The 19,967-nt window shown below is 65.9% G+C and carries 20 protein-coding genes; 12 read left to right on the forward strand and 8 right to left on the reverse strand.

The genetic code is table 11. The features are described from left to right. Positions 1-211 precede the first annotated feature (211 nt). From ACFOPH_RS22770 to ACFOPH_RS22780, 3 genes are all read left to right on the forward strand, one after another. A complete protein-coding gene (locus ACFOPH_RS22770) occupies positions 212-424 on the forward strand; it encodes a hypothetical protein (protein ID WP_312549710.1) in 213 nt (70 codons plus the stop codon). 87 nt (positions 425-511) lie between these two features. Continuing rightward, a complete protein-coding gene (locus tag ACFOPH_RS22775; RefSeq protein ID WP_312549708.1) occupies positions 512-727 on the forward strand; it encodes a hypothetical protein in 216 nt (71 codons plus the stop codon). A gap of 106 nt (positions 728-833) precedes the next feature. Next, positions 834-1,049, forward strand: coding sequence for a hypothetical protein (locus ACFOPH_RS22780; RefSeq protein WP_312549707.1), 216 nt, complete (start codon positions 834-836; stop codon positions 1,047-1,049). 78 nt (positions 1,050-1,127) lie between these two features. Here the strand turns inward: ACFOPH_RS22780 and ACFOPH_RS22785 are convergent, their stop codons facing one another. Both ACFOPH_RS22785 and ACFOPH_RS22790 read right to left on the reverse strand, forming a co-directional pair. Next, the gene (locus ACFOPH_RS22785) at positions 1,128-1,820 is read right to left on the reverse strand and encodes a 2OG-Fe(II) oxygenase (RefSeq protein WP_312549705.1); all 693 of its coding nucleotides are present in this window, start codon (positions 1,818-1,820) and stop codon (positions 1,128-1,130) included. Between the two features lie 53 nt (positions 1,821-1,873). Further along, the gene (locus ACFOPH_RS22790; RefSeq protein ID WP_312549704.1) at positions 1,874-2,782 is read right to left on the reverse strand and encodes a DMT family transporter; all 909 of its coding nucleotides are present in this window, start codon (positions 2,780-2,782) and stop codon (positions 1,874-1,876) included. Between the two features lie 96 nt (positions 2,783-2,878). Here ACFOPH_RS22790 and ACFOPH_RS22795 point away from each other — a divergent pair, with 96 nt between their 5' ends. Next, positions 2,879-3,811, forward strand: a complete 933-nt coding sequence (locus ACFOPH_RS22795; protein ID WP_379737389.1) for a LysR family transcriptional regulator — start codon at positions 2,879-2,881, stop codon at positions 3,809-3,811. Positions 3,812-3,853: 42 nt separating this feature from the next. On the opposite strand, the gene ACFOPH_RS22800 is transcribed toward ACFOPH_RS22795, so the two are convergent. Beyond that, on the reverse strand, positions 3,854-4,597 hold the full coding sequence (locus ACFOPH_RS22800; protein ID WP_312549723.1) for an SDR family NAD(P)-dependent oxidoreductase: 744 nt from the start codon (positions 4,595-4,597) through the stop codon (positions 3,854-3,856). A 258-nt stretch (positions 4,598-4,855) separates the two neighbouring features. On the opposite strand from ACFOPH_RS22800, the gene ACFOPH_RS22805 reads away from it, so the two are divergent. After that, the gene (locus ACFOPH_RS22805) at positions 4,856-5,413 is read left to right on the forward strand and encodes a TetR/AcrR family transcriptional regulator (protein ID WP_312549701.1); all 558 of its coding nucleotides are present in this window, start codon (positions 4,856-4,858) and stop codon (positions 5,411-5,413) included. Between the two features lie 60 nt (positions 5,414-5,473). Here ACFOPH_RS22805 and ACFOPH_RS22810 read toward each other — a convergent pair whose 3' ends face one another. The 3 genes from ACFOPH_RS22810 to ACFOPH_RS22820 all read right to left on the reverse strand — a co-directional run bounded on the left by ACFOPH_RS22810 (position 5,474) and on the right by ACFOPH_RS22820 (position 8,909). After that, the gene (locus ACFOPH_RS22810) at positions 5,474-7,093 is read right to left on the reverse strand and encodes an MATE family efflux transporter (protein WP_379737391.1); all 1,620 of its coding nucleotides are present in this window, start codon (positions 7,091-7,093) and stop codon (positions 5,474-5,476) included. 207 nt (positions 7,094-7,300) lie between these two features. Next, a complete protein-coding gene (locus tag ACFOPH_RS22815; protein ID WP_312549696.1) occupies positions 7,301-8,344 on the reverse strand; it encodes a rhomboid family intramembrane serine protease in 1,044 nt (347 codons plus the stop codon). A gap of 10 nt (positions 8,345-8,354) precedes the next feature. Then, positions 8,355-8,909 (reverse strand): cob(I)yrinic acid a,c-diamide adenosyltransferase, encoded by a 555-nt coding sequence (locus ACFOPH_RS22820; protein ID WP_312549695.1) that lies wholly within the window; start codon positions 8,907-8,909, stop codon positions 8,355-8,357. Between the two features lie 74 nt (positions 8,910-8,983). Between ACFOPH_RS22820 and ACFOPH_RS22825 the strand changes: the two genes are divergently transcribed. The 7 genes from ACFOPH_RS22825 (at position 8,984) to ACFOPH_RS22855 (ending at position 17,958) form a co-directional block, all read left to right on the forward strand. After that, complete coding sequence (locus ACFOPH_RS22825) at positions 8,984-10,465, forward strand: FAD-linked oxidase C-terminal domain-containing protein (protein WP_312549694.1); 1,482 nt, start codon at positions 8,984-8,986, stop codon at positions 10,463-10,465. A 13-nt stretch (positions 10,466-10,478) separates the two neighbouring features. Next, on the forward strand, positions 10,479-11,522 hold the full coding sequence (gene glcE / locus ACFOPH_RS22830; RefSeq protein ID WP_312549692.1) for a glycolate oxidase subunit GlcE: 1,044 nt from the start codon (positions 10,479-10,481) through the stop codon (positions 11,520-11,522). 1 nt (position 11,523) lies between these two features. After that, positions 11,524-12,759: a glycolate oxidase subunit GlcF gene (gene glcF, locus ACFOPH_RS22835; protein WP_379737394.1), complete on the forward strand. Its 1,236-nt coding sequence runs from the start codon at positions 11,524-11,526 to the stop codon at positions 12,757-12,759. 418 nt (positions 12,760-13,177) lie between these two features. After that, positions 13,178-15,958: a TonB-dependent receptor plug domain-containing protein gene (locus ACFOPH_RS22840; protein ID WP_312549689.1), complete on the forward strand. Its 2,781-nt coding sequence runs from the start codon at positions 13,178-13,180 to the stop codon at positions 15,956-15,958. A 168-nt stretch (positions 15,959-16,126) separates the two neighbouring features. After that, a complete protein-coding gene (locus ACFOPH_RS22845) occupies positions 16,127-16,441 on the forward strand; it encodes a hypothetical protein (protein WP_379737396.1) in 315 nt (104 codons plus the stop codon). Positions 16,442-16,524: 83 nt separating this feature from the next. Then, the gene (locus tag ACFOPH_RS22850; RefSeq protein ID WP_379737398.1) at positions 16,525-17,217 is read left to right on the forward strand and encodes a pentapeptide repeat-containing protein; all 693 of its coding nucleotides are present in this window, start codon (positions 16,525-16,527) and stop codon (positions 17,215-17,217) included. Positions 17,218-17,379: 162 nt separating this feature from the next. Continuing rightward, entirely contained in the window at positions 17,380-17,958 is a 579-nt protein-coding gene (locus tag ACFOPH_RS22855) for a hypothetical protein (protein WP_312548347.1), read from the forward strand. A gap of 161 nt (positions 17,959-18,119) precedes the next feature. Here the strand turns inward: ACFOPH_RS22855 and ACFOPH_RS22860 are convergent, their stop codons facing one another. Further along, positions 18,120-18,602, reverse strand: coding sequence for a glutathione peroxidase (locus tag ACFOPH_RS22860; RefSeq protein ID WP_379737400.1), 483 nt, complete (start codon positions 18,600-18,602; stop codon positions 18,120-18,122). A 208-nt stretch (positions 18,603-18,810) separates the two neighbouring features. Continuing rightward, entirely contained in the window at positions 18,811-19,947 is a 1,137-nt protein-coding gene (locus ACFOPH_RS22865) for a PilT/PilU family type 4a pilus ATPase (protein ID WP_379737402.1), read from the reverse strand. Positions 19,948-19,967: the final 20 nt, after the last annotated feature.

The raw sequence follows: 19,967 nt of genomic DNA on the forward strand, positions 1-19,967 counted from the left end.
GTGGGTTCTTGAACCCACGCGGTATGGCACGCACGCATATCGCGACCTCTCAACTCTGCCAGCTGTGTTCCGCCTGTCTTTACAGGTAACTTTGCCGGAAACGCAACAAGAAGCCCACCCGAATTTCGCCGTCAGGAGAAATGCCGGCAGCCGCACGAGACGACGGCCGCCGCGTGTCGTACATCGTCTTCGACCAAGAGGAGAGATTGCATTGAAAAACAAGATCGGCCTGTTCCTGTTCGCCCTCGGCCTGAGTGCGTCCTATGCCTATGCGGGTGACGACTATATCGCCTGCTTCGAAAGCTGCTTCGCCAGGTACGACGCCTGCGTGGCGGGCGGCTACGGCGAGAACTTCTGCGGCTACCACCAGAGCCGCTGCCTGGCGATGTGCGACGGCTGGGACGGCAACGGCGACATTCCTTGACCGGACAGCAGTCCACTGTGCGGCGGCCGTACCGGACGGCGGCCGCCGCGCCTGTGCCAGCGTCCTTGACCACGAAGGGAGACTGCTTTGAAAAAGAAGATCGGCCTGTTCCTGTTCGCACTCGGCCTGAGTGCTTCCTATGCCTACGCCGAGGATGACACCGCGTGCATCATGGATTGCCACGCGAAGTACGTCGACTGCATGTCGCGCGGCTACTTCACCCCCAACTACTGCCAGGGCCGCATGAGCACCTGCTCGGCGATGTGCGACGGCTCGTACGGCGGCACCGGTCCGATTCCGTGACCGGCGATACGCCGCTGCCATCCCTGCGCAAGAAAAAGCCGGCGGCCGTACCAGACGGCGGCCGTCGTGCGCAGCACGCGTCTTGATCGACAAAAGGAGATTCGCATTGAAAACCAAGTTCCGCCTGTTTCTGTTTGCACTCGGCCTGAGCGCTTCCTATGCCTATGCCGCCGGTGACTATAACGCCTGCGTCGCGGATTGCCAGGCGACCTACGAGGCCTGCATGGAAAGCGGCCAATACCGGCCCAGCTACTGCGTGCCCCGCCTGAACTCTTGCGTGGCATGGTGCGACAGCTGGGATGGCGAGGGCCCGATTCCCTGACGACAGGGCGTCACGCGGACGGCGCGGCCGCTGAACCGCGGTCGCCGCCCATGCTGCAAGGTGGGCGCCACGCCCACCTTACGAAAACAGGTTTTCCGCCCGCTGGAACAGGATCCAGGACGTGGCGATGATCTTGTCCCCGCTCACCGGCACATGTCCCTTGTGCGTATGCGTGAAGCCGGCCGGCGCCACGATCAGGCGGCCCTTGCGCGCGTCGATCTTGCGGCCCTGGTAGAGGAATTCGGTCTCGCCGCCTTGCTCCACGTCGTTGAGATAAAACTGGAACAGCAGCACCCGGTGCAGCGACTCGCAGCTGGCGTTCTGCGGATAGATCTCGGAATGCCAGTGGTGGTAGCCGCCGCTGCCGCGCAGGTACTTCTGCAGGTTGATGGGGCCGCAGCGGTACAGCGCCTGCAGCAGGGGCTCGATGCGCGCCGCGGCGAGCTCGTCGAAATTCTCCAGCGTCAGCGGCGTCGGCGCGCCGGTCGTGGGGTGCGCCAGGGTCGGCGCCAGCGATCCGGTGACGAGGGCGCGGTAGCGGTCGATGTAGTCGCACAGGTGGCGCGCGACGGCGCGCGTCAGGAGCGCGTTGACGTCGTCCCACTCGCGATGCTGGGCGATGGTCAGGTCGTAGCTGTCCTTCTTCGTCACGTCCACGCCCTGGCCGGTGCGCCCGCGCACCACCTTGTCGCTGGCGTCGAAGCGCGCGGCGATGGCGTCGCATTGCTGGGGCGTCAGCGCGCCGTCGTAAATGCCGATGAAGTCGTCCAAGCCAGTTCCTTTGCGTCGAGTCGATCATGCCTTTTCAAGTGTAACCCGGCGCATCACTGGTGATATCGCGCACGGGTGCACAGCCAGACCGCGCCCGCCGTCACCAGGAAGCCCGCCAGCGCCAATGGGTCCAGGGTCTCGCCCAGCACCGCGAAGGCCATCAGCGCGGTGGCGCCGGGAATCAGGTAGAACAGGCTGGCCACCTTGCTCGCTTCGCCCTTGCGCATCAGGACGAACAGCAGGCTGGTCGCGCCGATCGAATTCACCACCGCCAGCCAGCCCGTGGCGAACAGCATGGTCGGCGTCCACTGCACCGCGAAACCCTCGAGGCCGAGCGACAGCGGCAGCGCCACCAGCGTGGCTACCGCCAGCTGGATGAAGCCGCCGGTGCGCAGGTCCATCCCGGCGCAGTATTTCTTCTGGTAGAGCGTGCCGAGCGTGACGCCAACCAGCGCCACCACGGCGGCGGCGTAGGCGCCCGGTCCCGCGCCGCCGGCCGCCTCCAGCTTGTGCCAGACCACCAGCAGCACGCCGAGCAGGCCGCCCGCCATCCCCAGCCACTGGCGCGCACCCGGCCGTTCGCCCAGCAGCAGCGCCGCCCCCAGCGCCGTACAAATCGGCATGGTGCCGACGATCAGCGCCGATTCGCCGGCCGACACGCCCAGCTTCAAGGCCGTGTACAGGCCGGCGAACTGCAGCGCCTGGATCAGGAGGCCGACCATCACCAGGTGCCCGAACTGGCGGCGATTCGCCGGCCAGGGCGCGCGCGCGGCCAGCGCCACCAGCAGCAGTACCAGCGCGCCCAGCCCGAAGCGCAGGCTCAGGAGCGTGAAGGGCGCGGCATAGGGCACGGCCAGCTTGCCGACCACATAGCCCGAACTCCACATCGCAATGAACAGCAGGGGCAGGGCGAGGCTGGCCAGGCCGGCAGCCGCGGGGATCGAGAGCCTGATCGTTGTCATCGTTTTCTCCAGTAGGGTGAGGCATCGAGCTTAAGCTGGATACTATTACGATACAATCCTGTCAACGAAAAACACATTGTTTCCAAGGGCGATACGATGGCCACGATGGAACCGCGCGACTTTTCCGATATCTGGGCCTTTGTCCGGGTCGTCGAGACCGGCTCGTTTTCCGAGGCGGCGCGCCGCATGGGCACCACCAAGGCCAACATCAGCAAGCAGGTGGCGCGCCTGGAAAAAGCGCTGCACGCCAAGCTCCTGAACCGCTCGACCCGCAAGCTCGGCCTGACCGAGGCCGGCAGCGCGATCTTCCAGCACGGGTTGCGCATGATCGAGGAGGCAAAGGCGCTCGAAGCGACCGCCGCCGGCCTGCAGGCGGGACCGGGCGGCACGCTGCGCGTGAGCGCCTCGGTGGCCTTCGGGACCAGCTGCCTGGCCGGACTGCTGCCGGTGTTCATGGAGCGCTATCCGGACATCCGCGTCGTGCTGAGCATGACCGACCGCTACGTCGACCTGGTCGAGGAAGGCATCGACGTCGCGCTGCGCCTGGCGCCGCGCATCGATACGGCGAGCCTGGTCGCGCGGCCGATCGCACCGATCCGCTACGTGCTGGCCGCCGCGCCCGCCTACCTCGACAAGCACGGCACGCCAACGCGCGTCGAGGACTTGCAGGCGCACCGCTGCCTCGGCTTCGGCAACGGCGGCGCGCCGCTCACCTGGGAGTTCGAGGGTGCCGGCGGCAAGGCGAGCGTCGGGCTCGACACGGCGCTGGCGGCCAACAGCAGCCTGGCCCTGAATGCCGCCATGCTGGGCGGCGCCGGCATCGCGCTGCTGCCGGCCTATGTGGTGGACGAGGACCTGCGCCGCGGCGCGGCCGTGCAGGTGCTGCCGGCACTGAGGCCGACAGGCTTTTCCGGCGACCGGGTGTATGCGGTCTACCTCGAGAACCGCTTCCTGCCGCCGAAGGTGAGGGTGTTCATCGATTACCTGCTCGAGACCATCGGGCCGCAGCAGCCGCCGCAGCAGGGCTGAGCGGCCGGCAACCGCCGGCGGCATGCGCCGGCAACGGCGTCCTCAGACAGCGAGGAAGCCGCCGTCCACGAAGAGTTCGTCGCCCGCAACGAAGCTGCTCTCCTCCGACGCGAGGAACAGGACCGCGCGTGCGACCTCGTCCGGGTCCCCGATGCGGCCGAAGGGCGTCATTTGCTTCAATCCGTCTTCAGCGCCTGGATTGGCATGCAGGTAGCTGCGCATTGCCGGAGTCAGGATCATGCCGGGAGAAACCACGTTCACGCGGATCCCTCGGTCCTTCAGGTCGGTGGTCCAGGTGCGTGCGAGCGAACGGATGGCCGCCTTGGTGGCGCTGTACATCGACAGGGCGGGAAAACCCTTGCTGCCCGCACCGGATCCGGCAAGGACGATACTGCCGCCAGCCTGCATGAGCGGCAAGGCCTTTTGCACGGTGAACACCGTGCCTTTGACATTCGTGTCGAACAGACGATCGATGTGCCCTGCCTCGATCCGGCCCAGGGGCGCCGACTCGGAAATGCCCGCATTGGCGAACACGACGTCGAGACGCCCATGGTCGTTCCCGATGCGTTGGTAGAGCCGATCAAGGTCTTGTTCGCTGCATACATTGCCCTGGATGCCGACCGCGCCGTGGCCGATCTCCGCGGCCGCCTCGTCCAGGCGGCCTTGCCGGCGCCCGGTGACATACACGTGCGCGCCTTCGGATGCGAAACGCTTTGCTGCGGCCAGGCCGATCCCATCGCTGCCGCCGGTAATGGCAACGACCTTGTTCTGGAATCTCGTCATCATGCGTCCTTTCGATATTAAGAACCTATCCCGGTAGGGAGTGAGTCGTTGCTGACGCGCCTGCCAAGCGGGTGCTGCGTTGCTCGTCGTTGCATGGCTCGCCATGCGGCCTTCTCGCGCCTTGCCCGCGCTTGCCATGCATCGCCGACGCGCATGTCGCCATCAACTTCCTCCTCCCTACTGGGATAGGTTCTAAGTGGAGGATTGCTCCACTTATAATATGGAGGTATCCTCCGTTTAGCAAGCAGATAGTGAAAGCGCATGATGGAAAAAGACACGCCACTTCGGGCCGATGCCCGGCAAAATCGCGAGCGCATTCTGGCGGCTGCCGAAGAAGTGTTCAAGGAGCAGGGGAGCGGGGCTTCGCTGGAAGCTGTCGCCAAACGCGCCGGCGTCGGCATCGGTACCCTTTATCGACGCTTCGCCACACGCGACGCTTTGCTGGCCGCGACCTACAGCGACCGGCTCCTGGCGTTTGCGCAGACCTGCCGTGAAGAAGCGGCGGCGCTCGATCATGGCAGTGCGCTACGCGCTTATGTCGAAGGGCTGGTCGTGCACATCAACGTCTACCGCGGGCTGGCGGCGTCGATCGGCATGGTGCTCCAGAGCGGCACGCCGGGCTGCGCGGCAATCGGCGAGGTGGGCGCAGCACTGCTTGCGCAAGCGCAGGCCAGCGGTGTCGTGCGCGCCGAGGTCTCGTTCGACGACCTCGTCTACCTGATCACCGCGGTGGCGCTGGCCGTCGAGAACGAAGGCGGATCGCCGTCGCGCATCGCACAACGCGTCGGCCTGTTTTTCGATGGCGTGTACAGCAGGTAGCCTGGCACGTCCCCCTACCGAACCTGCCTCATCCACGATCCTTGATATAGTTTTACTAATTTATCGGAGATCGATCATGGAGGAAGCTGTGAAAAACGTGGATGTGAAAGTCACCGTGGATGTGCGCGTCGATCCGCTCGGCGTCGCCGTGTTCTTTGCGTCGGTTGCTGCGACGCTGTTCTTCCTCAAGAAGAACGTCAAGAGCGTGCCGCAGACCTCGGCGTCATAAAGCGCGTCAATCCCGGAGGAGGCAAGCGGCCGGCAGCTCAGCGCAGACTGCCTTCCTCCACCATCGTCTCCTTGGCCACCTCGGCCACCTGCCTGTCGTCCTCGGTCAGCCGCACCGTCTTCCAGCTGCCGCGCGCAAACCACGCCACCGACACCAGCGCCACTGCGACGTTCGTCACCGGGAACGACCACCACAGTCCATCCGGTCCCAACGCAGTGTGCTTCGCCAGCACGTAGGCAAGCGGGAACTGGATCATCCATCGCGATGATCATCGCGCTCAGCATGTTGCCCGACGCGCGGAAGGCCGACACGATGCACAGCTGGATGCCGATCCCGCCCCAGGCCAGGCACATGATGCGGATGAAGTGGGCGCCGCCGGCGATCACCGCCGGGTCGTCCGGAATGAAGAAGCGCACCAGCCACGGCGCGCACAGCCAGGCGGCGCCGCCCAGCAGCGTCAGCAGGACGAAGCTGGCGCAGGTGCCGAGCCAGGTGATGCGCTCGGCACGCGCCGTATTCCCGGCGCCGATGTTCTGGCCGACCAGGGTCGCCACCGCCATCGCGATGCCCATCACCGGAATCGTGATCACCTGCAGGATGTTCGAACCGACGCCATACGTCGCTATCGCCAGCGTGCCGAAGCTGGCCACCAGGAAGGACATCACCATCAGGCCCAGCGCGCGCGTCGACAGCTCCACCGAACCGGGAAGGCCGAGGAAGAAGGCGCGTTTCAGGTATGCCGGATCGGGCCTGAACCCGCGCCACGCCAGGGCAATGCCATGCCGCCCACGCAGGAATACCAGCATGCCGAGGCCAGCGGCGAGGGCCTGCGTGACCAGGGTGGCGTAGGCCGCGCCCATCACGCCCTGGCCGGGGATCGGCCCCCAGCCGAAGATGAACAGCGGATCGAGCACGAAGTTCAGCAGCACCGTGCCGGCGACGATCATCAGCGGGATGCGGGTCTGGCCGACGCCGCGCATCAATGCCTGGAACATCGCGTACATGAAGACGAACAGGATGCCGACGAACGACACGCGCAGGAAACCCAGCGCGCCGCTGTAGACATCCGGCGCCACGCCGAGCAGATGCAGCAGGGTGGGTGCGAGCACGAAGCCGATCGCCCCGAACACGATCGAGGTGATCACGACCATCAGCATGGTCTGCGCCGCCACGTGGTTGACCATGTCCTGGCGCCCGGCGCCGATGTATTGGGCGGCCATGGTGGCGCCGGCCATCGCCAGGCCGGAGCCGAGCGCGATCACCAGGAAGGTGACGGGGAAGCTGACCGAAATCGCCGCCACCGCCGATGCGCCCAGGCGCCCGACCCAGAAGGCATCGGTCAGCTGGTAGCCGGTCTGCAGCAGGTTGGCGAGCATGATCGGGATCGCCAGCGTGACGAGGGCGCGCGGAATCGAGCCTTCGAGGAAGAGGGTCTTGCGGTCGGTTTTCATGACATCATGCTAAGAGCCTATCCCAGTAGCCAGGAGTCGCTCCTGACGCGCGTGGCAAGCATGGGCGGCGTTGCTCGTCGTTGCGTGACCCGCCACGCGGCCTCCTCGCGCCTTGCCCAAGCCTGCCATGCATCGTCATGAGCTTCCCCCTGTCTGCTGGGATAGACTCTAAGCCAACGCGGCCCGGCATGATGTACGGTAGCGCCCTCAACCTTGACGATGCTCCGGCACGTGGATCGAGCGCGCCAGCAGGTGTCCGGCCAGCCAGCCGCCGACCAGGCCGCCGATGTGGGCCGCGTTGTCGGTGTGCGGATAGATGAAGCCCATCCATAGGCTGAACAGCAGGAAGGGCAGCAGCGAGGCGCGCAGTTCCTTCACCACCGTCGGCGGCACGCCGCTGTTCTCGCGGCCGAGGAAGGCCAGCAGGCCGCCGATGATGCCGAAGATCGCGCCCGAGGCGCCGACGCTGTTCACCTGCGGGTTCCACAGCACGCTGGCGATGCTGCCGGCCAGGCCCGACAGCAGGTACAGGCCGGCGAAGCGCACGCTGCCGAAGATGCGCTCGGTCAGGCGCCCGACCTGCCACAGCGCCAGCATGTTGAAGCCCAGGTGCAGGATGCCGCCGTGCAGGAACATCGCGGTGAACAGGCGCCACCATTCGCCGCGCAAGGTGCGCCGGCCGAAGTTCGACCCCCATTCCACCAGCTGCTGCGCCTCCATGATCGAGGCCACGTTCGGCCGGATCTCGAACAACTGGCGCAGCGGGCCCTCCAGCGCGGCCTGGTAGCGCTGGCGCGCCAGCCACATCAGGAAGAAGATGCCGATGTTCGCGACCAGCAGCCCCCAGATCACCGGCGTCGACGGCGTCCAGTAGTCGATCCGGTCGTGGAAGACCTCGTTCTCGGCATGGGCCTGGGCAAAGGAGGCGGTCTGGCGCTTCGGCAGCAGGGCGACGATGCGGTCGGCAGTGGCGGCGTCCAGCACGCTGAACCCGACCGTCAGGTCTTCCTTTACGCCGAGCACGTCGAACCAGACGTCGCTGCCGCTGGCATAGGCGTTGACGATGTCGACCATGCGCAGGCGCTGTTCCTGGCGCTGCGGCAGCCGGAACGAGCGGTGGCGGCTGCCGCGCACGGTGACGAAGTCGGCGCCGATCTCGATCGTGCCTTTGCCGCGGAACTGGAAGGGATTGCTCGGCCAGTTGGACCCGGCCATGTAGAAACGAACCGCGAAAACGTGGGGACCCGCCATGCAGCAATCCTTAGCCGCGCTTGCGTTCGTGGTTCCACAGCACGTCGCTGCCGCCGGCAAAGCGGTTCAGCACGCGCGCCAGCACGAACATCAGGTCCGACAGGCGGTTCACGTACTGGCGCGGCTGCGGATTGATCGTGTCTTCCTTGGAGAGCGCGACGATGGCGCGTTCGGCGCGCCGGCACACGGTGCGGCAGACGTGGGCGGTGGAGGCGGCGCGCGAACCGGCCGGCAGGATGAACTCCTTCAGGATCGGCAGGTCGGCGTTGTACTTCTCGAGCAGGCCGTCCAGGCGCGCCACGTGTTCGTCCTTGATCATCTGGTAGCCGGGGATGCACAGCTCGCCGCCCAGGTCGAACAGGTCATGCTGGATCGAGACCAGTTCCTCGCGCATCTCGAGCGGCATGTCCTCGCACAGCAGCAGGCCCACGAAGGAATTGAGCTCGTCGACCTCGCCCAGCGCATGGATGCGCGCACTGTCCTTGCCGGTGCGGCTGCCGTCGCCGAGGCCGGTGCTGCCGTCGTCGCCGGTGCGTGTGGCGATTTTTGAAAGTCGATTGCCCATGATTATGTCCAGCCTATAAAAAAAGATAGCCCGAGGATACGACAAAACGATGTAATTGTGCTTACAATCGCAGGATGAGCGCCTCCCTCCAAGTTCCTGTCGAGCGCCGGCAGCAGGTCGCCGCCGCCCTGCGCGCGAAACTGCCGGACCGCGTGGTCCTGCACGACCCCGAAGATACCCGCCCCTACGAATGCGACGGCCTGGCGGCCTACCGCCAGTTGCCGATGATCGTCACGCTGCCGTCGAACGAGGCCGAAGTGCTGGCCATCCTGGACGTCTGCCGCGAACTGCAGGTGCCGATCGTGCCGCGCGGCGCCGGCACCGGCCTGTCGGGCGGCGCGCTGCCGATTCACGACGGCGTGGTGATCTCGACCGCGCGCCTGAACCGCATCGTCAAGGTCGATGCGTACTCGCGCACCGCGGTCGTGCAGCCGGGCGTGCGCAATCTCGCGATCTCCGAAGCGGCGGCGCAATACGGGCTGTACTACGCGCCCGATCCGTCCTCGCAGATCGCCTGCACCATCGGCGGCAACGTGGCCGAGAATTCCGGCGGCGTGCATTGCTTGAAATACGGCCTGACCGTGCACAACGTGCTGCGCGTACGCGTGGCCACCATCGACGGCGAGATCGTCGAACTCGGCGGCGAGGCCCTGGACGCGCCGGGCCTGGATTTGCTGGCCGTCTTCATCGGTTCCGAAGGCATGCTCGGGATCGTCCTCGAAGTCACGGTGAAACTGGTGCCGAAGCCGGCCGTGGCCCAGGTCATCATGGCGTCCTTCGGCGACGTCGTCACCGGCGGCAACGCGGTGGCGAGCGTGATCGCGGCCGGCATCATTCCCGCCGGCCTGGAAATGATGGACCGCACCTCCTCGCGCATGGTCGAGCCGTTCGTCCGCGCCGGCTACGATACCGACGCCGCCGCCATCCTCCTGTGCGAGGCCGACGGCACCGCGCTCGAAGTGGCCGAGGAGATCGGCCGCATGTCCGAAGTGCTGCAGGCGGCCGGCGCCAGCGCCATCGCGGTGTCGCAGAACGAGGCCGAGCGCCTGCGCTTCTGGTCCGGGCGCAAGAACGCCTTCCCGGCCGCGGGCCGCATCTCGCCCGACTACTATTGCATGGACGGCACCATTCCGCGCAAGCACCTGGCCCATGTGCTGACCAGCATCGAGCAGATGGAGACCACCTACGGCCTGCGCTGCGCCAACGTGTTCCACGCGGGCGACGGCAACATGCATCCGCTGATCCTGTTCGACGCCAACAAGCCGGGCGAATTCGAGCGCGCCGAGGCCTTCGGCGCGGCGATCCTGGCGCTGTGCGTGGAGGTGGGCGGCACCATCACCGGCGAGCACGGCGTCGGCATGGAGAAGATCGACTCGATGTGCGTGCAGTTCGGGCGCGCCGAGCTGGACGCCTTCTTCGCCGTCAAGCGCGCCTTCGACCCGCCCATGCTGCTCAATCCGGACAAGGCGATCCCGACCCCGCACCGCTGCGCCGAATTCGGCCGCATGCGCGTGAGCGGCGGCGTGCTGCCTTTCCCCGATATCCCGCGTTTCTAAGAACTCCAGAATCATGATCGAACAATTCAGGGACCGCGTGCGCGCGGCCGCGGCCAGCGGCGGCAAGCTGCGCATCCGCGGCGGCGGCACCAAGGACTGGCATGGCCAGTCGTTCGAGGGCGAGCTGCTCGATACGCGCGCTTATACCGGCATCGTCGACTACGAGCCGACCGAACTCGTGATCACCGCGCGCTGCGGCACGCCGCTGGCCGAGATCGAGGCCGTCCTGGCCGAGCGCAACCAGATGCTGGCCTTCGAGCCGCCGTATTTCGGCATTGGTGCGACCTTCGGCGGCGTCGTCGCCGCCGGATTGTCGGGCCCGCGCCGCGCCAACAGCGGCGCCGTGCGCGATTTCGTGCTGGGCGCGAAGCTCATGGACGGCAAGGGCGAGGTATTGGGCTTCGGCGGCCAGGTCATGAAGAACGTGGCCGGCTACGACGTCTCGCGCCTTCTGGCCGGCTCGCTCGGCACGCTGGGCCTGCTGCTGGAAATGTCGGTGAAGGTGCTGCCGCGCCCCTTTGCCGAGACCACGCTGCGCTTCGCCATGAGCGAGCCCGAGGCCATCCGCAAGCTGAACGAATGGGGCGGCCAGCCGCTGCCGCTTTCGGGCAGCTGCTGGGTCGACGGCGTGCTGGCGCTGCGCCTGTCCGGCGCCCAGGCGGCGGTGGACGCGGCCGTGAAGTCGCTGGGCGGCGAGCCGATGCCGGACGCCGACGGCTTCTGGGTCGGGGTGCGCGAGCAGCGCCATGCCTTCTTCGCCGGCGACGCGCCCTTGTGGCGGCTGTCGCTGCCGTCGGTCGCGGCCCCGCTGGCCTTCGGGAGCGGCCAGTTGATCGAATGGGGCGGGGCGCAGCGCTGGCTACGCGCGGATGCGGCCAGGGCAGGCGAGATCCGGCGCGCGGTGGCGGCGGCCGGCGGGCATGCGACCCTGTTCCGCGGCGGCGACAAGGCGGTCGGCGTGTTCCAGCCGCTGGCGCCGCCGGTGGCGCGCATCCACGAGCGCCTGAAGGCGGCCTTCGACCCTGCGCACATCTTCAATCCGGGACGGATGTACTGACATGCAAACCAATCTTGCCGATTTCATCAAGGGCACCCCGGACGGCGACGAGGCCGAAGCGATCCTGCGCGCCTGCGTGCACTGCGGCTTCTGCACCGCGACCTGCCCGACCTACCAGCTGCTGGGCGACGAGCTCGACGGTCCGCGCGGGCGCATCTACCTGATCAAGCAGGTGCTCGAGGGCGCCGAGCCGACTCGCAAGACCCAGCTGCACCTGGACCGCTGCCTGACCTGCCGCAACTGCGAGTCGACCTGTCCGTCGGGCGTGAAGTACGGCCGCCTGGCCGACATCGGCCGCCGCGTGGTCGAGGAGCGCGTGCCGCGCACCTTGAAGAACCGGATCAAGCGCGCCACGCTCAAGGAATTCCTGCCGCGGGCCGGCCTGTTCAAGCCGGCCTTCCGCGCCGGCAGCGCGCTGCGCGCGCTGCTGCCGAAGGATCTGCAGGACAAGCTGCAGCCGGCGCGCGCCGCGGGCCGCTGGCCGACCCGCACCCACGCCCGCAAGATGCTGGTGCTGGAAGGCTGCGTGCAGCCGGCGATGGCGCCCAGCATCAATGCCGCCACCGCGCGCGTGCTGGACGCGGTCGGCGTGCAGCTGCTGGTGGCGCCGCAGGCCGGCTGCTGCGGCGCGGTGCGCTACCACATGAACGACCAGGCCGGCGGCCTGGACGACATGCGACGCAACATCGACGCCTGGTGGCCCTACATTGAACAGGTCGAGGCGATCGTGATGACGGCTTCGGGCTGCGGCGTCACGGTCAAGGAGTACGGCCACCTGCTGGCCCACGATCCGCACTATGCGGCCAAGGCGGCGCGCATCTCGCTGCTGACGCGTGACCTGTCCGAGATCCTGCCGCAGTTCGAAGCGCAATTGGCGCTGCAGATGGCGGGGAAGGGCGCCCAGCGCGTGGCCTTCCACCCGCCCTGCACGCTGCAGCACGGCCAGCAGATCCGCGGCAAGGTCGAGGGCGTGCTGCGCGCGGTCGGCGTGGACGTGGTGCTGTGCCTTGATAGCCACCTGTGCTGCGGCTCGGCCGGCACCTATTCCGTGCTACACCCTGAGATCGCGCACGAACTGCGCGACCGCAAGCTGGCGAACCTGGCGGCCACCGGCGCCGGCGAGATCGTCTCGGCCAACATCGGCTGCGTGACGCACCTGCAGTCGGGCACCGCTACCCCGGTGACGCACTGGATCGAGCTGGTCGACAGGATGCTGGCGCCCGTCGCCCCGGGCTAAACCTTCCTCACGGCATGCCATGGCCGGGCGGTGCGCAGCCCGGCCGGACGGCTTGCGCGCCTGCACCTGCGCCACCCTCTGCCGCATCCTTGCCGCGTCCCTGCCGCATGGTGGCGACGCCACACGTTGTCTGTGGGCTCACCCAACACCAGCCGAATTTCCCCTTTTGTTAATAAATTAACGCCGAATTTAATTTGGCTCGTGATACTTCGCGTAATTTCGTTGTGGCAAATACACGACAAAAATCACGGAGATGGACAGTAAATGCCAAAAGTTTCTGTTTTGACTTTGCAACGCGGTAATGTTGTGCAACAGTATTTAACTGTCCTTGCGTAATCCGTAGCATGGAGCTGCGCTAGTGAATGGGTTATTAAAAAAAGTTTAACAAACTGGAGTCGTTTTGAAGCACAAAAGTACTTTGAGTAAGAGCACCATCGCGATGGCCCTGACGATGGCATTCCCTGCCTTCGCCATTGCGCAGCAAACGAGCACGCCTGAAGTCAAGATGCAGCGCGTGGAAGTCACCGGTAGTAGCATCAAGCGTACCGAAGCGGAAGCTGCCGGTTCGGTCCAGATCCTGAACCGCGACGATATCGAAAAGACCGGCGAAGCGACCGCCCTGGGCATCCTGACCTCGACGGCTTCGATCGACACCAGCATCAACTCGTCCAACAGCTCCTCGGGCAGCTTCGCGACCGGTTCCTCGGGCGTGAGCATGCGCGGCCTGGGCAAGGTCTCGACCCTGGTCCTGGTCAACGGCCGCCGCATCGCGCAGTACGGCCTGTCCGACGGCGCCCAGCAGAACTTCACCAACCTCGACGCCATCGCCAGCGATGCGATCGAGCGCATCGAGGTCCTGAAGGACGGCGCATCGGCCATCTACGGCTCGGACGCCGTGGCCGGCGTGATCAACATCATCCTGCGCAAGGACTTCCAGGGCGCCAAGATCCGCGGCCAATACAAGGAGCCTCAGCACTTCAAGGAAGACCGCAGCCGCAACGTATCGGCGATCTTCGGCTTCGGCGACATCGACGAAGACGGCTACAACACCTACATCACCGCCGAAGCCTACAAGCGCGACGGCTACTCCCAGGCCGACCTGGCGCGCCACTATCCGTCCTGGCACCGCCTGACCCCGGGCCGCTCGACCTACGACGCAAAGAGCGCGTACTCGCCGACCGGTAACTACTACCTGAGCAGCACCAACATCGTCGCTGCGCCTGGCTGCGCGCCGGAGGACATCGATCCGGTCGACCGCCTGTGCAAATTCGACACCAACCCGTACACCGGCCTGACCACCGACAGCAAGCGCAAGGCAATCGCCAGCAACACCAGCTTCCGTATCGGCAAGGACATCAACGCCAACTTCGAGGTGACCTACGCCGACGCGACCAACGAATACATCGTGGCGCCGTCGGCCCTGCAGCCGACCTCGAGCTCGAGCATCTGGTATGACGTGCGTGGCGGCAAGATGGTTGGCCCGTTCAACTATCCGAAACTGCCGGTCGGCCATGCGTCGAACCCGTACAACGTCCCGGTCGAGTTCCGCACCCGCCTGATGGATACCGGCGACGGCTTCAACTTCAACCGTACCGAGTCGGACCAGTGGCGCGTGATGCTGGCCCTGGACGGCACCATCGGCGACTGGGACTGGAAAGCCGCCGGCGGCTGGATGAAGTCCTCGGCAGTCAAGGGCACCCGTAACGCCAGCAAGGACGGCTACACCAACGCCATCGTGAACGGCACCTACAAGTTCGGCCAGCAGAACGACTACGCGCTGCTCGACTCGATGTTCCCGGTCCGTACCACCGAAGGCGCCGCCGACATCAAGTTCTTCGATGCCACCGTTTCGGGCACCCTGATGCAACTGCCGGCCGGTCCGCTGAACGTCGCATTCGGCACCGACATCCGCAGCAACGGCTACTGGATGAAGAGCTCGGAAAACGTCCTGCGCGGCGAGCTGATCGGCGTGTTCGGCCTGCAGGTCGACGACCGCGTCAACCAGTACGCCCTGTTCACCGAAGCCAACGTGCCGCTGACCAAGCGCCTGGAAATGTCGGCCGCCGTCCGCGCCGACAAGAGCGACAACGCCGACGCCCACCTGTCGCCGAAGCTCGGCCTGCGCTACACCGCCACCGACAGCCTGCTGCTGCGCGCCACCGCATCGGGCGGCTTCCGTGCGCCGAACATCGTCGAATCGGGTAACGGCCTGGGCCGCAGCTCGGTCGCTACCGGCGTCAACGACCCGCGTCGTTGCCCGATCGCGACCCAGCTGAACAACCTGGTGCAGAACGCCGCTGGCGTCACCACCGCCGACAAGGCGCAGGCGAACAGCTTCCGCAACTCGGAATGCTCGGCCAACCTGCCAAGCTTCGTGTCCTCGAACCCGGACCTGAAGCCGGAAACCTCGCGTTCGTTCACCGGCGGTATCGTCTGGGAGCCGATCAAGAACTGGACCACCGCGATCGACTACTACTTCATCGAGCGCCGTAACGAAATCGGTACCCGTTCGACCGTCGACATCCTGCGCGGCGAAGCCGACCTGCCGGCCGGCCAGCTGGTCCGTATCGACAACAGCGTCGCCGACAACGAGTTCCTGGCACTGGTCAACAAGTACGCGCCGGGCACCACCATCAACTACGGCGGCGTCGGCCAGCTGGGCATGGTGTACAACCCGTACGTCAACAGCGGCCGCACCCGCGTGTCGGGCCTGGACTTCGACGCATCGGGCCGCTTCAAGTACTCGGGCATGGACATCCGCCTGAAGCTGGACGGTACCTATGTCCTGAAATACCAGGACTTCAGCGTCACCGACAACGCCTACGGCCCGAACATCGTCGGCACCTGGGACTTCGGCGGCCGCATGGCAGTCAAGGCCCGCGCCTACGTGAAGAAGGGCGATTTCGACCACGGCATCACCTGGAACTACGCGAGCGGCTACAGCAACAACAGCATCTCGTCGCCGACCTACTGCGTGACCCAGAAGGTTGCTCCCGAGTACATGGGCGATTGCGCACGCGTTGGCCGCAACACCACCGTCGACTACTCGCTGGCTTACTCGGGCATCCCGAACGTGAAGCTGAACCTGTACGTCTACAACCTGTTCAACGAAACCCGTCCGGTCGCATGGCGCGATGGCTGGAACACCACCTCGCCGCAACTGCGTACCCTCGCCGTCGCAGCAAGCTACACGTTCTGATCGCTTGAACGCATGAGCCGGGACACCGGCTCGCGATAAGCGCAAAAGACCAGGCCTCGGCCTGGTCTTTTTTTGTACGGCGCCCGCGGCGGCGGCACGGCATGCGCGCCACGCCCCGGGCGCCGCCGTGATAGCATCCGTCCCATCCGTATTCAGCAAGAGTCAGTCATGAGTTTCGTATTCCGCCTCGTGCGCGAAGAGGGCGGTCCCGCCCCTGTCGTCGTGTTCGAGGATTCGACCAGTCCCGGTTTCGTGCCGCTGTGGGAAGAAGTCGGCGTCTACGACGCGCTGTACAACAGCGACGGCAAGCCGGCGCGCGACGTCTCGCGCAGCATCGCCTACGGCCTGGACCGCGTCAGCGAAGAGGCGGCGCTCGGCCGCCTGCTGCCGCCCAGCCTGTCGATGGGGGAGGCGATCCGCTTCCTCGAGGACGTGAACCGCGCCTGCGTCATCCACGGCAGCGCGCACATCGAGACGCGCTGACTGTAGAGCATCGCTTCAAGCGCCGTATCGCGGGCCGGCGCCGGCGTGTATGCTCCAGTTCCGTCTCCACTTCCACTTCGACCATGCCCATGACGCGACCGACCATCACCCTCACCGGCGAAACGCTGGACCGCGACCGCCTCGAACAGCTGCTGCTGGAAGACGCCAGCCTCGTCTTCGACGATTGCGATTTTTCCGGCGCCGACCTGTCGCGCCTGAACCTGCAGGAAGCGCAGTTTCGCCACTGCGCGCTGGCCGAGACCTCGTTCTACGCCGCCAACCTGGCGCGCACCCGCTGGCAGCGCTGCCGCGCCGGCCACGCCGATTTCGAATCATGCGACCTGGTCGACGCGCGCTTCGCCTCCTCGGACCTGAACAACACCTCGTGGCGCCGCGCCAAGCTGGCCGCGTGCGCCTATCAGGGCTGCAAGCTGACCGGCGCGAACTTCGAAGAGGTGAGCTACCTCGGCCTGTCCTTCGAGGACAGCCTGCTGGTCGGCGCCGACCTGCGCCGCATGTCCTTCCGCAAGATGACGCTGGTCGGGCTCGACTTCGCCGATGCCGACCTGTCCGGCTGCGACTTTCGCGACGCCGTGTTCGTGGGCGGCAGCCTGCGCGACGCCCACATCAAGGACACCCGCTTCGACGGCGCCGACCTGCGCGAGGCCGACCTGGGCGGCCTGAGGCTGGTCAATGCGAAGCTGTTTGCCGGCGCGACCATTTCGCCGCGCCAGGCGGCCGAGCTGGTGCGTGCCATGGGCCTGAACGTCGGTTGAGCGGCTGCAACAAGCCGTGCGGCAATAGTTGTTGCCATATCTGTAAGCAAATGCCAAGCTTGTAAGCGAATGTTAAATCGGTCAACAGACTGGAGGGTGGCCCCGTTGTCTGTCTAGTGCATCGCAATTTGTGCTGACATGACAACCAAATAGGAGCCGCATATGAAAAAGACCATTGCTACCCTGATCGCCGGCCTGTTCGCCAGCGCCGCCTTCGCACAAACCCCGGCAACGCCTGTCGCCAAGGCCAACACCGGCAAGATGGATGCGAACACTGCCGTGCTGGTGGACAACAAGGAAGTCAATTCGACCCTGAAGTCGGGCGCCCAGGACGGCCAGGCCGCCGCCAAGGCGGACACCAAGTCCGATAGCAAGAAGACTGCGAAGACCGAGAAGAGCGCCAAGTCGCAGCACAAGGAAACGAAGGCCGCGAAGAGCGGCACCCACGGCAGCACGCATGGCAGCACCCAGGCCGGCAGCAGCTCGTCGGCCGACACCGCATCGGGCTCGAGCGCGATGTCGACCACCGCGCAGGGCGACGGCGCCGTGCCGGCTACCCCGGCTACTCCCGCAACCGCAATGACCCCGGCTACCCCCGCAACCCCGGCCACCCCGGCAGCCCCGACCACGATGCAGTCCGACGTCGGCATCACCCCGGCCCCGGCATCGAACCCGGCGCCGACCCCGACCCCGATCGACACCCAGGCTGCACCGACCCCGGCCACGGGCGACATCAAGTAAGTCCAGGCTTGCCGCAGACCGAAGCCCGCGTTCGCGCGGGCTTTTTTGCGTGCCGCCGGCGGGCCACGGCCTGGTTCCCGATGGCAGGCCGATGTCGGAAGGGCAGAAGGAATACGACGCCTTCATGGCGTGGTTCGAACGGCCGTAAGGCCCGGCACTGCTTACGTGTCCAGCAGCGCTTCGATGTCCTTGGTGATGTCCTCAGGCTTGGTGGTCGGCGCATAGCGCTTTAGTACGCGGCCGTCGCGCCCGACCAGGAACTTGGTGAAGTTCCACTTGACCGCCTGCGTGCCGAGCACGCCGGGCGCTTCGCGCTTCAGGTGGCGGAACAGGGGATGGGCGTCGTCGCCGTTGACGTCGATCTTGGCGAACAGCGGGAAGCTGACGCCGAAGTTCTTCTCGCAAAAGGCGCCGATCTCGGCCTCGCCGCCCGGCTCCTGCTGGCGGAACTGGTTGCAGGGAAAGCCCAGCACTTCCAGGCCGCGTTCGTGGTAGTCACGGTAGAGCTGCTCCAGCCCCTTGTACTGCGGCGTGAAACCGCATTGGCTGGCCGTGTTGACGATGAGAAGCACCTTGCCGCGGTAGCGCGACAGGTCTACTAGCGTGCCGTCGAGGGCATTGGCGGAGAAGTCGAAGGTGTTCATGTCGGAATGATACCAATATCGCCGGCATGACCGGGAAAATGCCGGAGGACGTAGGGTGGGGTCGTTGAGGCTGGGGGCCTCAATGACGAGCGTGCCCACGCGTAAACGATGAGCCGACGCAGGGCTTTATAAACGCCAACGCGACGCAGACTTCACGCGTGGGCACGGGGCGCCCACCCTACGGGTCAAGCACACACGCCGCGGTGATTCAAACGAGCCCGAGGTGCTCGGTCCCGGCCGAAAAATCGCGGTTCTTCGCGTGCTTGCTGTTGAGCTTGATAGTCAGGCGCAGGTCGTTCACCGAGTCGGCATTGCGCAGCGCGTCCTCGTACGAAATTTTGTCCGCCTCGTACAGGTCGAACAGCGCCTGGTCGAAGGTCTGCATGCCCAGCTCGCGCGACTTCTTCATGATCTCCTTGATCTCGTGGACTTCGCCCTTGAAGATCAGGTCCGAGATCAGCGGCGAATTCAGCATGATCTCCATCGCCACCACGCGGCCCTTGTCTTCCTTCTTCGGGATCAGGCGCTGCGAGATCAGGCCGCGCAGGTTCAGCGACAAATCCATCAACAGCTGCTGGCGCCGCTCTTCGGGGAAGAAGTTGATGATGCGGTCCAAGGCTTGATTCGCGCTATTCGCGTGCAGGGTCGCCAGGCACAGGTGGCCGGTTTCGGCAAAGGCGATCGCATGCTCCATCGTTTCGCGGTCGCGGATCTCGCCGATCTGGATCACGTCCGGGGCCTGGCGCAGGGAGTTCTTCAGGGCCGCTTCGAAGCTGTCGGTGTCCACGCCCACTTCGCGCTGGGTGATCACGCAGTTCCTGTGCGGGTGGACGAATTCGACCGGGTCCTCGATGGTGATGATGTGGCCGTAGCTGTTCTCGTTGCGGTAGCCGACCATCGCCGCCAGCGTCGTCGATTTACCGGAGCCGGTGGCGCCGACCATGATCACGAGGCCGCGCTTGGACATGATCACGTCCTTCAGCACCTCGGGCAGGGCCAGGTCCTCGAACTTCGGGATCTGGGTAGTGATGGTCCGCAGCACCATGCCGACGCTGCTCATCTGGACGAAGGCGGAGACGCGGAAGCGTCCCAGGTCGCCGGGACTGATCGCGAAGTTCGCCTCTTTGGTCAGCTCGAAGCCGGCGGTCTGCTTGTCGTTCATGATGGCCCGCGCCAGGTCGGCCGTGTGGGCGGCGGTGAGGGGCTGGCTCGAGACCGGCGTCATCTTGCCGTCGATCTTGATCGCCGGCGGGAAGCCGGCGGTGATGAAGAGGTCCGAGCCGCCCTTGCTGACCATCAGGCGCAGCAGGTCGAACATGAATTTGGATGCCTGGTCGCGTTCCATTGCGGTTCTTTCTAATGGTT

The sequence above is a fragment of the Massilia haematophila genome (assembly GCF_042647645.1).
GTDB classification, from domain to species: Bacteria; Pseudomonadota; Gammaproteobacteria; order Burkholderiales; family Burkholderiaceae_D; genus Telluria; species Telluria haematophila.

Excerpts from the sequence above, each read along its gene's own strand:
- ACFOPH_RS22790 (WP_312549704.1), bottom strand. The coding sequence starts at position 2,782 with ATGACAACGATCAGGCTCTCGATCCCCGCGGCTGCCGGCCTGGCCAGC.
- ACFOPH_RS22795 (WP_379737389.1), top strand. The coding sequence starts at position 2,879 with ATGGCCACGATGGAACCGCGCGACTTTTCCGATATCTGGGCCTTTGTC.
- ACFOPH_RS22800 (WP_312549723.1), bottom strand. The coding sequence starts at position 4,597 with ATGATGACGAGATTCCAGAACAAGGTCGTTGCCATTACCGGCGGCAGC.
- ACFOPH_RS22805 (WP_312549701.1), top strand. The coding sequence starts at position 4,856 with ATGATGGAAAAAGACACGCCACTTCGGGCCGATGCCCGGCAAAATCGC.
- ACFOPH_RS22810 (WP_379737391.1), bottom strand. The coding sequence starts at position 7,093 with ATGAAAACCGACCGCAAGACCCTCTTCCTCGAAGGCTCGATTCCGCGC.
- ACFOPH_RS22815 (WP_312549696.1), bottom strand. The coding sequence starts at position 8,344 with ATGGCGGGTCCCCACGTTTTCGCGGTTCGTTTCTACATGGCCGGGTCC.
- ACFOPH_RS22820 (WP_312549695.1), bottom strand. The coding sequence starts at position 8,909 with ATGGGCAATCGACTTTCAAAAATCGCCACACGCACCGGCGACGACGGC.
- ACFOPH_RS22825 (WP_312549694.1), top strand. The coding sequence starts at position 8,984 with ATGAGCGCCTCCCTCCAAGTTCCTGTCGAGCGCCGGCAGCAGGTCGCC.
- glcE (WP_312549692.1), top strand. The coding sequence starts at position 10,479 with ATGATCGAACAATTCAGGGACCGCGTGCGCGCGGCCGCGGCCAGCGGC.
- glcF (WP_379737394.1), top strand. The coding sequence starts at position 11,524 with ATGCAAACCAATCTTGCCGATTTCATCAAGGGCACCCCGGACGGCGAC.
- ACFOPH_RS22845 (WP_379737396.1), top strand. The coding sequence starts at position 16,127 with ATGAGTTTCGTATTCCGCCTCGTGCGCGAAGAGGGCGGTCCCGCCCCT.
- ACFOPH_RS22850 (WP_379737398.1), top strand. The coding sequence starts at position 16,525 with ATGCCCATGACGCGACCGACCATCACCCTCACCGGCGAAACGCTGGAC.
- ACFOPH_RS22855 (WP_312548347.1), top strand. The coding sequence starts at position 17,380 with ATGAAAAAGACCATTGCTACCCTGATCGCCGGCCTGTTCGCCAGCGCC.
- ACFOPH_RS22860 (WP_379737400.1), bottom strand. The coding sequence starts at position 18,602 with ATGAACACCTTCGACTTCTCCGCCAATGCCCTCGACGGCACGCTAGTA.
- ACFOPH_RS22865 (WP_379737402.1), bottom strand. The coding sequence starts at position 19,947 with ATGGAACGCGACCAGGCATCCAAATTCATGTTCGACCTGCTGCGCCTG.